This is a genomic window from Alloalcanivorax xenomutans, assembly GCF_900217905.1.
Taxonomy (GTDB): Bacteria; Pseudomonadota; Gammaproteobacteria; order Pseudomonadales; family Alcanivoracaceae; genus Alloalcanivorax; species Alloalcanivorax xenomutans.
Window position 1 is genome coordinate 13,493 of the sequence record NZ_OBMO01000027.1, and the last position, 12,954, is coordinate 26,446.

Here is a 12,954-nt window from a genome sequence, read left to right on the forward strand (position 1 = left end):
ATTTATTTGCTAGCAAGCCAGCGACTTCGTTGCCCTTGTGGGAAGCTGCCTCGAGAGCGAATCGGCTACCCAAGCTCCTGGGCGAGCCCGATCAGGATTCCTTCCGGACCCTGGATGTAGCAGAGGCGGTACGTGTCTTCGAATTGCGCCACCGTGCCGACAAGTTTCGCACCGCGTTTGTCGAGTCGGGCGAGCGTGTCGTCAATATCCTCCACGGTGAACATCACGCGCAGATAGCCGAGAGCGTTCACCGGCGCGGTGCGGTGATCGGCGACCACGGGCGGTGCCAGGAACCGGGAGAGTTCGAGCCGGCTGTGGCCATCCGGCGTGCGCATCATGGCAATCTCGACGCGCATGCCGCGCAATCCGGTAACGTCATCGGCCCAGCTTCCCTCGACAGGCGCGCGGCCCTCGAGTTCGAGGCCGAGTTCGCTAAAGAACTCAATGGCGGCATCGATGTCTTCGACCACGATGCCCACGTTGTCCATACGCTTGACGGTCATACTGCCTCCTTGGCGTCCCGCGTGCTCATAGGCAGGATTTATAGGCGACAAATTCACCCTTGCCCACAGGTACCAGACAGGTAGTAAATCGGGGGTGCTGTTGAAGATGAGCGATGAAGTCGGCCATCTCCGCCGCATGAGACAGGGCGTTGTCGCAAACCAGAACGCCACCGGGTTTCACTGCTTCCATGATACGGTCGGCGACGTCCAGATACTGGCTCCGATCGGCATCGAGAAAGACCAGATCAAAGGTCGCGGTATTGCCCCGAAGGTAAGTGACGGCGTCGCCCTTGATCTGCTCAATGCGATCAACAAGACCCGCGCGCTGAAAATTTGCCTTGGCTTCACCAATCTTGTCGTTATCGAACTCCACCGTTACCACCCGGCCGCCGTTGTTCAATGACGAAGCCAGCCACAGAGTGGAGTAACCGTTGGAGGTGCCAATCTCCAGCACCCGCCCGGCCCGGATCGCCTTGACCAGCACCGCGAGGAACTCGCCGGTATCACGGGTGATGTTCAAGTACTTCCGGCGGCGCTCGCTGACCCGGGCATCATTATCTTTACCCCTTTGTTCAAGTCCTGTGAGCAAGGTATTGAGCGTTGGTGTCATGTCCTAGACTCGAAAAAGGAAAAGAAAGATGATCATGCCAGTCATGACAAGCGTCATCAGGCTCATCGGCAACAAGCGATGCTGTATATTGCTTGCGCTTATTTTTCAGGAAAGTATCGGGTCACCTCTTTCCAGGGTATGAGGCGATTTAACTGGATTGTTTCGAATACCTGCTTTGCCTTCCTTTCGCTACTCATCTGGGCTAACAGGACCAGAGCACCCTGATAGGACGGAACCCCACCATTGCTGGAGATTCTGTTGCGATCAACGACAACATTGCGATCCTCGATCACATTGATTTTGGGAAATTCACGCTGTAGCTGCTTTTCACCACCAGCCCAGGTGGTCGCAGTGTAACCATCCAGCAAGCCCGCATGAGCATACAAAAAAGCGCCAGAGCAGTTGCTCGCCAGCCAGGAAACATTTTCGGCCTGCTTTTTGAGGAATGCTGTTAAATCCTTGTTCTCAAAAAGGCTATCCATGACATAGGAGCTGGTCACGATAAGCGCATCCAGATTGGGGTTGTCATAGATCGTTGTGTCGACCGTGAGGCGTATGCCTTCCTCGGTGGTCACGACGGTCGCATCTCGATCTACACCGATTAATAACACCTTATAATCCGAGAACCAGGATTTCCGTGTGGCAACACCAAAGACCTCGGCTGGAGCGGTCACATCACTACTCAATACTTTGTCGTAAACCAAAATTCCGATGTGCTTTTCTGCGGCTATCAAAGGCGATGAGAAAAGAACCAAGGAAATCAATAGGATTTTGGCGGCCAGTTTCCTGCTCATAGTATGGCTTCCTTTATCTGGGCTTGTGGTTGCAGTGGCGTCAACACCTTGGGGCACGAGTATATTGGAGTCAGGTCCTGCCTTTTGCCATCAATGTAGTCACTTGTCGTGCATGAGGGAGTTGGTGAGGAAGAAAGCAAGACCTGACCCCAAGCTTCTGCTCACGCCCGGAACGGACTACAACAATTTGTTGAGTGATTCCAGGCTTCCGGGACCACCCTCCAACCAAACGCACTCGGTGGATTCTTGCGCCCACGGCGCGGCGGATGCGGTGTGAAGATGGACCGCAACCCTTGATGCCGCCAATCCAGTAAGTAAACCGGCTGGGACCCAAATCATTTCGGTACCCCGCAAGCTGTTGGGTACCGGGCTTCCACACACTGAACAAAAGTCGCACCGGAATCCGCTTGGCTTTTGGTAAGACCTTATCCCGCTTTGACCAGAGATCCAACGAAAACTGCTGCTTGGCACAAGCGTAGCCGCGTTGGCGGCAGCCCCTGTGGCTTTGCGGCACAGTGAACAGTGACATTGATAGAGATTCCGTATCTCCCCATCAATTTCGAATTTCACGCTTCCACAGAGGCACTCACCTTGCATCAATCAATCCTTTAGCACTTGGCGGATAATTTAATGAAGCATGCATCATGGGATCGGGTCTCGTATTTTGCCATTACTGTAAAGCCAGGTGGTGGACAAAAGGCAAGGTCTGTCCGTGTTCTGTGGCTGCTTCATAAATGGAGTGGGGCTAAATTCTTCTGGTTGGAAGAAGTGGTTCAGTTCTATTGAGGCTGTATTCGCCAGCGAGCTGGCTTCCCACAGAGCAAGGGGCTATACGAAGCCCCGCCGCCGCCAAACCCAGGCCATCAACAACCCCCGGCTGGCCATCCAAAGATTCATCGCCAGCCACAGGCCGTGGTTGTCCAGCGGGCGGGTGAGCCACCATACCGGGAAGAACAGCAGCGTGGCCACCAGCATGGTGTTGCGCATTTCCCGGGCCAGGGTGGCGCCGACGAAGACGCCGTCCAGCCAGAAGCCGGCGCTGGCGGTGAGGGGGAGCAGCAGCATCCAGGGCAGGTAATGGGTGGCGGTGTCGCGGATGGCGGGCAGATCGCTAAGCAGGTGGATCAGTGGCACGCCGCCGAGGGCGAAGCCGATCAGGGCGATCACCGCGACGATCAGTGTCCACAGGCCGGTGCGGTGTACCGCCTGGTGAAGCTCCGTGGCGCGGCCCCGCCCCAGGGCGTCGCCCACCAGGGCTTCGGCGGCGTTGGCGAAGCCGTCCAGGGTGTTGCTCAATAGCAGCAGAAAGGTGATGAGTACGGCGTTGGCGGCGAGGATGCTGTCGCCGAGGCGGGCGCCCTGGGCGGCGAAAAAGAAGAACACGGTGAGCAACGCCACGGTGCGCAGGAAGATATCCCGGTTCACCGCCATCAGCCGGATCATCGGCGCCGCCTGCAGCAGCAGGTGTCTCGGCAGGGTCCGCCAGGCGTCGCCGAAGATATGCCGGCGCAGCCAGAACAGGCCGCCGGCGAGGCCGATGTACTCCGCCGCGGCGCTGGCCGCGGCCACGCCGCGCACATCGAAGTGCCAAACCTGCACCAGCAACACATCCAGCAGAGCATTGCTGCTGTGCATCAGCAGCGTCATTTTCAGCGGCACGCGGGTGTTGTGGATGCCGATGGCGAAGCCGATCAGGGCGAAGTTGGCCAGTGCCGCCGGGGCGCCAAGAATACGCAGGTTGATGTAGTCCCTGGCCAGCGCCTGCACCTCGTCGCTGCCGCCGAGCAGCCACAGCGACAGTTCTCGCAATGCCGGCTGCAGCAGGATCAGGGCAACGCCAATAGCAAAGGAAAGGAGCAAGGCCCGTAGCAGTACCACCAGGGTGTTGTCGCCGGCGCCGCGCGCCTGGGAGGTGAAGCCGGTGGTGCCCATGCGCAGGAAATTGAAAGAAAAGTAGAGGAACATGAACACGTTGCCGCCGAGCGCCACCGCCGCCAGAAACACGGGCGACGACAGATGGCCAACCACGGCGGTGTCCACCAGGCCCAGCAAGGGGGCGGTGGCGTTGGATAACAGCAGGGGCCAGGCCAGTGCCCAGATGCGCCGGTCCAGGTTGGTGTCGCGGTTCATGTCAGGACGGCGGCCGGCGCAGTAGCGTGAGGACAAACAGAGCCGCGGCGGCCACCACGATGGACGGTCCCACCGGCGTGTCCGCGTACCAGCTCATCGTCATGCCCAGGGTCACCGACAGCAGCCCGAGCACGCTGGCGCGCATGGCCATCTGTTCCGGAGTGCTGGACAGGCGCCGGGCGCCGGCGGCGGGGATCACCAGCAGGGAGGTGATCAACAGCACTCCCACGGTACGGATGGCACCGGCGATCAGTAGTGCCAGTAGCAGCATCAACAGCAGGCGGGTGAAGGCGACGGGCACGCCTTCGACCTGGGCCAGCTCTTCGTTCACGGTGATGCTCAGCAGGGCGCGCCATTGCCAGACCACCAGGGCGATGATCAGTGCCGCTCCGGCCCACAGCGCGAGCACGTCGTTCCAGGTCACCGCCAGCAGGTCGCCGAACAGATAGGCCATCAGGTCCACTTGCACACTTTGTTGCACGCTCAGGCTGATCACCCCGAGAGCCAGGGTCGTGTGAGCGACGATGCCGAGCAGGGTGTCGCCGGTGATCTGTCTTTGCTGTTGCAGGCCGGTCAGGGCCAGGGCGATGGAGAGGCAGGCCACCACTACCGCCAGATACAGGTTCACATCCAGGGCCAGGGCCAGGGCGGCGCCGAGCAGGGCGCCGTGGGCCAGGGTGTCGCCGAAGAACGCCATCCGCCGCCACACCACGAACGCGCCCATGGGGCCGGAGACCAGCGCCACCGCCAGGCCGGCCAGCAGCGAGGGCAGCAACAACTCAATCATGGTGGTGCTCCCCGTGGTCATGGTGATCAGGGTCATCATGCACATGGCCGTGCAGATCGTGGGCGTGATCGTGGTCGTGGGTGTAGAGCGCCAGATTGGGGGTGCCGGCGCGGGGCCCGAACAGCTCGTGGTAGGCCGGGTCCCGGCTCACTGATTCCGGGGTGCCGGAGCAGCACACGTGATGTTGCAGGCACACCACCTGATCGGTGCGCGCCATCACCAGATGCAGATCATGGGAGATCAGCAGGATGCCGCAGCCGGTACTTTCACGCACTTCGCTGAGCAGGCCATAGAGGGCGTCCTGGCCGGCCACGTCCACGCCCTGGGCCGGTTCGTCCAGCACCAACAGGTCCGGTTTGCGCAGCAGTGCACGGGCCAGCAGCACCCGTTGCAATTCACCGCCGGAGAGCCGCCGCACGGCCCGGCGGCGTAAGTGGGAGACCCCGGTGCGGGCCAGGGCTTCACGGCGGTGGCGGGTGCGGCCCGGTGCGGCCAGCCAGAGAAAACGGTCGACGGTGAGCGGCAGGCTCTCGTCCACCTGCAGATGCTGGGGCATGTAGCCGATGCGCAAGCCCGGACGGCGCCAGACGCGGCCCTGGTCCGGCGCCTGCAGGCCCAGCACGACACGGGCCAGGGTACTCTTGCCGGCGCCGTTGGGGCCGATCAGGGTGGTGATGCCGGCTGGATTCAGGGTCAGGGATACCCGCTCCAGCACCGGCTCCGCGCCGAAGGAGAGGGAAACGTCATCCAGTTGCACCAATGCCGTGTCCATAAACAGGCCCATTCTCAAAAGCCGTGATGATATACTATTTCACTTGTTCCGAGGCGCTCTCATTGGCGTCCGGGTTTGCTGTTTTCGGGGATGCCCCATGCGCTGTTTCTTGTTGATTCTGCTATTGCTGGCGGGGTTGCCGGTTTCGCTTCCGGCCTCGCCATCATCTTCCGCCACCATCGTCGCCAGTGTCGAGCCGCTGGCCATGGCGTTGCGGCAACTGTATGGCGACCAGGCCGAGGTGGTCACGCTGCTGGCGCCGAATCAGAATCCGCACCATCTGTCGTTGTCGCCACGCCAGGCTCTGGCGGTCAGGGACGCGGATCTGGTGGTGTGGCTTGGCGAGGACGCCGAGCCACCAGTGGCGGCGCTGATCCGGCGCCGTTCCGGTCCCAACCTGGCCCTGGCGGACCTGCCGGGCGCCGAAGTGCGTGATGGCAGCGCCGGTCACGATCATGCTGGGGATCACGCCGGTCATTCGCACAGCCAGATTGATCCGCATTTGTGGCTGGCGCCCGCCAACATGGTGGTACTGGCGCGAGCATTGGCGGAGCAGGACCGGGTGCCCTTGCCGGCGATGGAACCGGGCCGCTTCATCGCCGCCGTGGAAGCCTCCGAGCAGGCCATCGCCGCGCGTCTTGCACCGCTGCGACAGCAGGCCTGGCTGACCTACCATCATCCTTACGCTTATTTTCAACATCACTTCGGCCTGGCCGACCCGCTGGTGATCAGCGAGCAACTGGGCGCGGGGCCGAGCAGCCGCCGCTTCGTCACGTTGGCGGCGCGGATCAACAAAAGCAATATGCGGTGTGCTCTGTTGGAGCCGGAAGCCCAGGGGCAACTGGTGAAGCGGTTGTGCCCGGATTGTGACCAGATCAGGCTGGACCCGTTGGGCCGGGACCACACGGACAGCGGTTACAGCGACTGGCTGGAACAGGTGGTCACCCCCGCCTTCGTCACCTGTTTGCAAGCGGGACGGTAATATTGGCCCGCCCGGGGCCATTGAGCGCGGCGCCGAAACCGGTATGCTGATGCGCTTGTTTGAATAAGAGCAGAGCGGATGGGTGAGCAGGGACCGTCAGCAGGTAAGGAGAGCGAGCGCCTCGCCCTGGCGTGCTGGGATTATGCTTGGCCGCTGGCGCGTGAGTACCGGTCTCTGGACCGTGTGCTGGATGAGACGGTGGCTCGCGGTTTCAATGCTCTGCGCCTGGATCCCTTCCCCCATCTGCTGGCGGCGCCGGCGCGCGGTGTCCATATGGACCGCTGTGAGCTGGATGTGCCCGCCGACCCGCGCCGAGACCTTGCCGCCAGCAAGGCCACCATCCGCATTCGCCGCAATGTGAGGCGGCTGCTGCAGGGCGCCGCCGACCGTGGCCTGTCGCTGTGGTTGCACAGCCATTTCCTGCCGGACTCCCGTGCCCGCCGCTCTTTCGTGCGACGACCGGAGGATTTCGTTGATGTCTGGGCGCAAACGCTGGCTCTGATTCGGGAATGGGACTTGCTGGACCGGGTGGTGGCGGTGGATTTCTGCCACCAGTTCCCCCAGCCGCCGGCGGCCCACGGGTTGATCCGCCGGGTGTTTGGCCGTTCGCCGGAACGGCCGCTGCCACGGCATTGGAGCGAGCGCCAGGAGCGGTCCTTGGAGGCCTACTTGGTGGAAGTGCCGAGGACGCTGCGGGCGCTGTTCCCTGGCGTGCGTTTCGGAGTCAGTTGCGGTGCCGGACAGAGCGAATACCTGCGGCAGATGGACACCGGAGAACTGGACTTCCTGGAGTTGGCGCTGTGGCTCGACGACGATCCCCGTTTTCGCCTGGCCAGCGGCGAGCGTCTGCCGGTGCCTGGCCGGCTTGGCCGCATGCTGGCACCGCCGGTGCGGCAACTGCTGATGGAGGCCACTGGCGAGCAGTGGTTGCGGCGCCTGCACGATCAGTTGAACCGGCGGTTGGCGTTCGCCCGTCTACGGCGCATGGAGCCGGTCCTGGGCGACGGCTACTTGCAGGTATCCCGGCCGCCTTCATCGCTGCCCCGGGGCTGGGCGGCGTTCATCGAATCCACCGTGGATCAGGCGCTCACCGCCGGGGTGTCGGTAATGACGCCGACCAGTCTGGCGCGGCCGCAGACGCCCTGGTTATGGCGGGAGCAGGATTGGCTGGAGCAACTGAACCGGCGCATCCGCGCTGGCGGGTAGCGCCGCCCATCTCAATGAGGGATCAAAGACTGAGCGCGTTGAAGCGGTAACCGAAAATACGGGCGAATTCCGCCGGATCCTTGCTGCCTTGCCCCTCGGCATCGGCGGACACCGGCCCGGCCAGCCGGGACAGCCAGAAACGCAGCGCCGCCACCGCCAGAGCCAGTGCCAGCACTTCCTCGTCGTAATGCCCCCCGCCTTCACGGTAACCGACCAATAACGCCGCTTCGCGGCGTGGAACCGGCCGGCCGTCGGCGGCCACGCACCAGTCGTTCAGCGCCACCGCCAAGTCGTATTCCGGGCGTTCCGCGCAGGCGTTGTAGAAGTCCAGCACGCCACTCAGGTGATCGCCGTCGAACAGCACGTTGTCGCGGAACAGGTCGGCATGGACCAGTACTCCGGTGGGGGGCGTCTTTTTCCAGCGTTTCAGGATCTGGGCGGCCTGATGGGCGGCGGCGTCCGGGAGCCGCGTGGACTGTTCCATGAAGCGGGCCAGCCGTTCCCGTTCATTGGGCAGGCGCCCCAGGTCGTCGATCGGTGCCTGATGCAATTGCGACAGCACATGGCCGATCTGGCGGCAGTGTTCCACCTGCGGGGTCAGACAATGCTCGCCGCGCAGGCGCGGCATCAATACCGCCGGCTTGCCCTCCACCTCGTGAACAGTGCGCCCCTTGCCGTCCGCCAGCGCCGGCGCCACCGGCAGGCGTGCCAGCGCGAGGTCGGACACCACCTTGATGTAGGGTGCCAGCTCGTCCTCGTCGAACTGTTCGAACACGGTCAGCACCACCTCCCGGGTGGCGCCATCGTACTGGCGGGCTTCGATCAGGAAAGTACTGTTTTCAATGCCGTGGCTGGCGGCGGTGGCCGATACCAGCTCCAGGTTGTAATGCGCCAGCACCTCGGCGATGCGGCGTTGGGACACGGGCGTGTAGACGGACATGAACGTCTTCCTTGAAACACAGGGCATCCACCGGGGGAGAGGGCACCCGAAAAACGGCCGGGGATGACCGAGCCGTTTACATTGACCGATGGTATAACTCTCGCATTTCCCGGGCACGATTTGTAAAAAATATTTTACAAATCTCCTCAGCAAGGAGAAGACATGGCGTTACAACACACCCTGGAGCGGCACACCGTCCGCACCCTGATGAAACTCCCCGGTAGCGCTCTCGGGCGTCTGGCCGGTCTGGTGGAAAAGGTCGACCGTGGCCGCCTGGATCCGCGCCTGCGCTTGTTGCTGGCGCTCGGCGACAGCCGCAAGGGGTTTCATCAACTGCCGCTACCCAAGGGGCGTGCTCTTTATGCGCAGATGATCGACATGCTCGATGTCGGCCAGGAAACGGTAGCCCAGGTCAGTGATTTGCGCGTGCCGGTGGCCGGCGGCGATATCCTGGTGCGTTTGTACCGTCCGGTGGCGGCGCCGATTCCGGCCCCGGCCATCGTTTATTTCCACGGCGGCGGTTTTACCATTGGTTCCGCCGTGGAATACGACCGGTTGTGCCGTTATCTGGCCAACCGCACCGGCGCGGTGATCCTCAATGTGGACTACCGGCTAGCGCCGGAGCATGTGGCCCCCACCGCCGCGGATGACGTGGTGGCCGCTTGGCGATGGGTTCTGGCGCAGGCTGACAAGCTGGGATTGGATGACCAGAGGCTCGCAGTGATGGGCGACAGCGCCGGCGGCAATCTGAGTATCGTCACCGCGCAACAGGCCGCGCTGGAAGGGCTTGCCAAGCCGAAACTGGTGGTGGCGGTTTATCCGAAAACCGACGGCGAGACGAATTTCGAGTCGGCGGAGACCTTGGGAGCCGGTCAAGGTGGACTGGACCGGGACATGATCGCCTGGTTCCACCAGCAGTACCTGCCTGATGACAGCCTGCTGGACGATATTCGCATCTCACCGCTGCGCAACCCGGATCTGGAGGGGCAGCCGGAAACCATCCTGGTGACCGCCACCGATCCGCTGCGCGACGAAGGCCTGGCCTATGGCGAAAGACTCAAGGCCGCCGGGGTCACCGTGGTGAATCTGGACTATCCGGAGCTGGTACACGGCTTCATCACCATGGGCGGCGCCATTCCTGCCGCGCGCAAGGCGGTGGACGCCATCTGCCGGCGGATCCGCGAGCGTCTCTGAGCCGATGCCGGTCCAACAGAGGTTTCATGGTTTTTTGTGGGAGCTTCAAGGTCCGGAATTCGCCAGCAGGCTGGCTCCCACAGGTTGCGCTACGAAGCCGCTGTGGCAGCTTGCCTGCAATCGAATCGTTGTGGCGTTGGGAGACAGAGCCCTTCGCCAGCCGGTGGCGCCACCCCGGCGGACTTCTCCGGTCGATTGGGCCCGAGCCTTCGCGTTACACTGTGGCCTTTCCTCACAGTGACCCAGGGACCCCCATGGCCGAGTCCAAACCGATCATTCTTGTCGACGGTTCTTCCTATCTTTACCGCGCTTTCCATGCCTTGCCGCCGCTGACCACCTCCAACGGGCAGCCCACTGGCGCGGTGCGAGGCGTGGCGTCGATGCTGCGCAAGCTGATCAAGGACTACGATCCGGAATACATGGCGGTGGTGTTCGACGCAAAGGGCAAGACATTCCGGGATGAACTGTTCGAGGAGTACAAATCCAACCGGCCGCCGATGCCGGACGAACTGCGCGAGCAAGTGCAGCCGTTGCACGATCTGATCCGCGCCATGGGGCTGCCGCTGATCGTTGAAGAGGGGGTCGAGGCGGATGACGTGATCGGCACCTTCGCCCGCCAGTTCGGCGGCGAGGGCAAGCACGTGCTGATCTCCACCGGCGACAAGGACATGGCGCAGCTGGTCAACGGCAAGGTCACCCTGATCAACACCATGACCGACACCCTGCTCGACGTGGATGGGGTGAAGAACAAATTCGGCGTCGGCCCGGAGTTGATCATCGACTTCCTGGCGCTGATGGGCGACAAGGTGGACAACATCCCTGGCGTTCCCGGGGTCGGTGAGAAAACCGCTCTGGCCCTGTTGCAGGGGCTCGGATCGATGGAACGGATCTACGCCAACCTGGACAAGGTGGCGGAACTCTCCGTGCGTGGCGCCAAGACCCTGGGCAAGAAACTGGAAGAGCACCGCGACCAGGCGTTCCTTTCCTATAAGCTGGCCACCATCAAAGTGGACTGTGAGCTCAAGGAAGCGCTCAAAGACCTGAAAATGGGCGACCCGGACACGGAAGCCCTGACGCACCATTACCGCACTCTGGAATTCAAGGGATGGCTGGCGGAACTGCTGGAGGGCGAGGATCCGGCCGCCGGCGCTTCGGCGGTTGAGGGTGAAGGGGGAGAGCAGGGCGCGATTCAGCGCGACGGCTACGTCACTGTCGTCGACGAGGCGGGGTTGGATGCCTGGGTGAAGAAGCTGGGTAAAGCCAAGGTGTTCGCCTTCGACACCGAGACCACCAGCCTGGATTACATGCAGGCGCGTCTGGTTGGCGTGAGTATGGCGCTGGCGCCGGGTGAAGCCGCTTATATTCCATTCGGCCACGATTACCCCGGAGCGCCGGATCAACTTCCCCGGGAACGGGTATTGGCCGCTCTCAAGCCGATCCTGGAAGACGACAACATCAAGAAGGTGGGCCAGAACCTCAAATACGACATGAGCGTGCTGGCGGTGGACGCGGAGATTACCCTTCGTGGCGTGGCCTTCGACACCATGCTGGAATCCTATGTGCTGGATTCCGTCGCCACCCGCCATGACATGGATTCTCTGGCGCTCAAATACCTGGGCCACAAGACCATCAGTTTCGAGGAGATCGCCGGCAAGGGCGCCAAGCAGCTGACCTTCAATCAGATTGGCTTGGAGGAAGCCGGCACTTACGCCGCCGAGGACGCGGACATCACCTGGCGGCTGCACGAAGCACTGTGGCCGAGACTGGAGAAGGAAAAGCCCCTGGAGCGGGTATTCAAGGAAATTGAGATGCCGCTGGTGCCGGTGCTCAGCCGTATCGAGCGCAACGGCGCCTATGTGGACGCCGCCAAACTACGGCACCAAAGCCAGTATCTGGCCAAGCGCATGGCGGAGCTGGAAGAGAAAGCCTATGAGCTGGCGGGGCAAAAATTCAATCTGGGCTCGCCCAAGCAGTTGGGTGAGATCCTCTATACCAAGCTGGAAATTCCGGTAATCAAGAAGACCCCGAAGGGCGCGCCTTCCACCGCCGAGGCGGTATTGCAGGAACTGGCACTGGAATACCCGCTGCCGGAAGTGATCATGGGCTACCGGGAGGTGGCCAAACTGAAGAACACCTACACCGACAAGCTGCCGGAGCTGATCGACTCACGCACTGGCCGGGTGCACACCTCCTACCATCAGGCGGTGGCGGCCACCGGGCGGCTGTCTTCCAGCGATCCCAACCTGCAGAACATTCCGGTGCGCAGTGAGGAAGGGCGCAAGATTCGCCAGGCGTTTTCCGCGCCTCCGGAGGACGGTAAAGGGGCCCGCAAGATCGTTGCTTGCGACTATTCCCAGATCGAGCTGCGGATCATGGCCCACCTCAGTGGGGACAAGGGCCTGCTGGACGCCTTCGAGAAAGGTCTGGATATTCACCGTGCCACCGCCGCCGAGGTCTGGGGCAAAACCGTGGATGAGGTCAGCGACAACGAACGCCGTAATGCCAAGGCCATCAACTTCGGCCTGATCTATGGCATGAGCGCTTTCGGCCTGGCCAAGCAACTGCGCATACCGCGCGGCGAAGCACAGGAATACATCGACCGCTACTTCGAAAAATACCCGGGCGTGCGCCGCTACATGGATGACACCCGCGCCACCGCCGCCGACAAGGGCTATGTGGAAACCCTGTTCGGGCGCCGCCTTTATCTGCCGGAAATCAACAGCCGCAATGGCCAGCGCCGTCAGGCCGCCGAGCGCACCGCCATCAACGCGCCGATGCAGGGCTCCGCCGCCGATATCATCAAACGGGCCATGGTGCAGGTCCACGACTGGCTCGACACCACGGACTTTGATGCCCTGATGATCATGCAGGTACACGATGAACTGGTCTTTGAGGTGGCGGAGAAGCAGGTGGAATCCCTGGTCAAGGAAGTGCGCCAGCGCATGGAGGCCGCCGCCGAACTGAAAGTGCCGCTGATCGTGGATGCCGGCATCGGTGACAACTGGGAAGAGGCGCATTGAGCGCCGCAGTCCCCGG

At 62.4% G+C, this 12,954-nt stretch carries 12 protein-coding genes; 4 read left to right on the forward strand and 8 right to left on the reverse strand.

Features of this window, described 5'->3' with window-relative positions; all coding sequences use genetic code 11:
- Nucleotides 1-65: 65 nt before the first annotated feature.
- The 7 genes from CRO06_RS18055 to znuC form a co-directional block, all read right to left on the reverse strand.
- On the reverse strand, nucleotides 66-503 hold the full coding sequence (locus tag CRO06_RS18055) for a VOC family protein (RefSeq protein WP_097059066.1): 438 nt from the start codon (nucleotides 501-503) through the stop codon (nucleotides 66-68).
- A 25-nt stretch (nucleotides 504-528) separates the two neighbouring features.
- Nucleotides 529-1,113: an O-methyltransferase gene (locus tag CRO06_RS18060; RefSeq protein WP_026948761.1), complete on the reverse strand. Its 585-nt coding sequence runs from the start codon at nucleotides 1,111-1,113 to the stop codon at nucleotides 529-531.
- A 98-nt stretch (nucleotides 1,114-1,211) separates the two neighbouring features.
- Nucleotides 1,212-1,907 carry a DJ-1/PfpI family protein gene (locus CRO06_RS18065; protein ID WP_022997287.1) on the reverse strand — a complete coding sequence of 232 codons (696 nt, stop codon included), beginning with the start codon at nucleotides 1,905-1,907 and terminating at the stop codon, nucleotides 1,212-1,214.
- A gap of 177 nt (nucleotides 1,908-2,084) precedes the next feature.
- Nucleotides 2,085-2,504: a GFA family protein gene (locus CRO06_RS18070; RefSeq protein ID WP_082439278.1), complete on the reverse strand. Its 420-nt coding sequence runs from the start codon at nucleotides 2,502-2,504 to the stop codon at nucleotides 2,085-2,087.
- Nucleotides 2,505-2,735: 231 nt separating this feature from the next.
- The gene (locus CRO06_RS18075; RefSeq protein WP_097059067.1) at nucleotides 2,736-4,037 is read right to left on the reverse strand and encodes an MATE family efflux transporter; all 1,302 of its coding nucleotides are present in this window, start codon (nucleotides 4,035-4,037) and stop codon (nucleotides 2,736-2,738) included.
- A gap of 1 nt (nucleotide 4,038) precedes the next feature.
- Nucleotides 4,039-4,824: a zinc ABC transporter permease subunit ZnuB gene (gene znuB / locus CRO06_RS18080; RefSeq protein WP_055100334.1), complete on the reverse strand. Its 786-nt coding sequence runs from the start codon at nucleotides 4,822-4,824 to the stop codon at nucleotides 4,039-4,041.
- Nucleotides 4,817-5,596, reverse strand: coding sequence for a zinc ABC transporter ATP-binding protein ZnuC (znuC, locus tag CRO06_RS18085; protein WP_063141456.1), 780 nt, complete (start codon nucleotides 5,594-5,596; stop codon nucleotides 4,817-4,819). The genes znuB and znuC overlap by 8 nt, the downstream gene beginning before the upstream one ends.
- Nucleotides 5,597-5,693: 97 nt before the next feature.
- Between znuC and CRO06_RS18090 the strand changes: the two genes are divergently transcribed.
- Together CRO06_RS18090 and CRO06_RS18095 are read left to right on the forward strand one after the other, a co-directional pair.
- Nucleotides 5,694-6,578, forward strand: a complete 885-nt coding sequence (locus tag CRO06_RS18090; protein ID WP_026948756.1) for a metal ABC transporter substrate-binding protein — start codon at nucleotides 5,694-5,696, stop codon at nucleotides 6,576-6,578.
- A gap of 78 nt (nucleotides 6,579-6,656) precedes the next feature.
- A complete protein-coding gene (locus tag CRO06_RS18095) occupies nucleotides 6,657-7,784 on the forward strand; it encodes a cellulase-like family protein (protein WP_097059068.1) in 1,128 nt (375 codons plus the stop codon).
- A 22-nt stretch (nucleotides 7,785-7,806) separates the two neighbouring features.
- Here the strand turns inward: CRO06_RS18095 and CRO06_RS18100 are convergent, their stop codons facing one another.
- Complete coding sequence (locus CRO06_RS18100) at nucleotides 7,807-8,724, reverse strand: homoserine kinase (protein WP_097059069.1); 918 nt, start codon at nucleotides 8,722-8,724, stop codon at nucleotides 7,807-7,809.
- Nucleotides 8,725-8,886: 162 nt separating this feature from the next.
- On the opposite strand from CRO06_RS18100, the gene CRO06_RS18105 reads away from it, so the two are divergent.
- Entirely contained in the window at nucleotides 8,887-9,918 is a 1,032-nt protein-coding gene (locus CRO06_RS18105; RefSeq protein ID WP_097059070.1) for an alpha/beta hydrolase, read from the forward strand.
- 254 nt (nucleotides 9,919-10,172) lie between these two features.
- A complete protein-coding gene (gene polA / locus CRO06_RS18110) occupies nucleotides 10,173-12,938 on the forward strand; it encodes a DNA polymerase I (protein WP_097059071.1) in 2,766 nt (921 codons plus the stop codon).
- The last annotated feature ends 16 nt before the right edge of the window (nucleotides 12,939-12,954 follow it).

Excerpts from the sequence above, each read along its gene's own strand:
- CRO06_RS18055 (WP_097059066.1), bottom strand. The coding sequence starts at position 503 with ATGACCGTCAAGCGTATGGACAACGTGGGCATCGTGGTCGAAGACATC.
- CRO06_RS18060 (WP_026948761.1), bottom strand. The coding sequence starts at position 1,113 with ATGACACCAACGCTCAATACCTTGCTCACAGGACTTGAACAAAGGGGT.
- CRO06_RS18065 (WP_022997287.1), bottom strand. The coding sequence starts at position 1,907 with ATGAGCAGGAAACTGGCCGCCAAAATCCTATTGATTTCCTTGGTTCTT.
- CRO06_RS18070 (WP_082439278.1), bottom strand. The coding sequence starts at position 2,504 with ATGCAAGGTGAGTGCCTCTGTGGAAGCGTGAAATTCGAAATTGATGGG.
- CRO06_RS18075 (WP_097059067.1), bottom strand. The coding sequence starts at position 4,037 with ATGAACCGCGACACCAACCTGGACCGGCGCATCTGGGCACTGGCCTGG.
- znuB (WP_055100334.1), bottom strand. The coding sequence starts at position 4,824 with ATGATTGAGTTGTTGCTGCCCTCGCTGCTGGCCGGCCTGGCGGTGGCG.
- znuC (WP_063141456.1), bottom strand. The coding sequence starts at position 5,596 with ATGGACACGGCATTGGTGCAACTGGATGACGTTTCCCTCTCCTTCGGC.
- CRO06_RS18090 (WP_026948756.1), top strand. The coding sequence starts at position 5,694 with ATGCGCTGTTTCTTGTTGATTCTGCTATTGCTGGCGGGGTTGCCGGTT.
- CRO06_RS18095 (WP_097059068.1), top strand. The coding sequence starts at position 6,657 with ATGGGTGAGCAGGGACCGTCAGCAGGTAAGGAGAGCGAGCGCCTCGCC.
- CRO06_RS18100 (WP_097059069.1), bottom strand. The coding sequence starts at position 8,724 with ATGTCCGTCTACACGCCCGTGTCCCAACGCCGCATCGCCGAGGTGCTG.
- CRO06_RS18105 (WP_097059070.1), top strand. The coding sequence starts at position 8,887 with ATGGCGTTACAACACACCCTGGAGCGGCACACCGTCCGCACCCTGATG.
- polA (WP_097059071.1), top strand. The coding sequence starts at position 10,173 with ATGGCCGAGTCCAAACCGATCATTCTTGTCGACGGTTCTTCCTATCTT.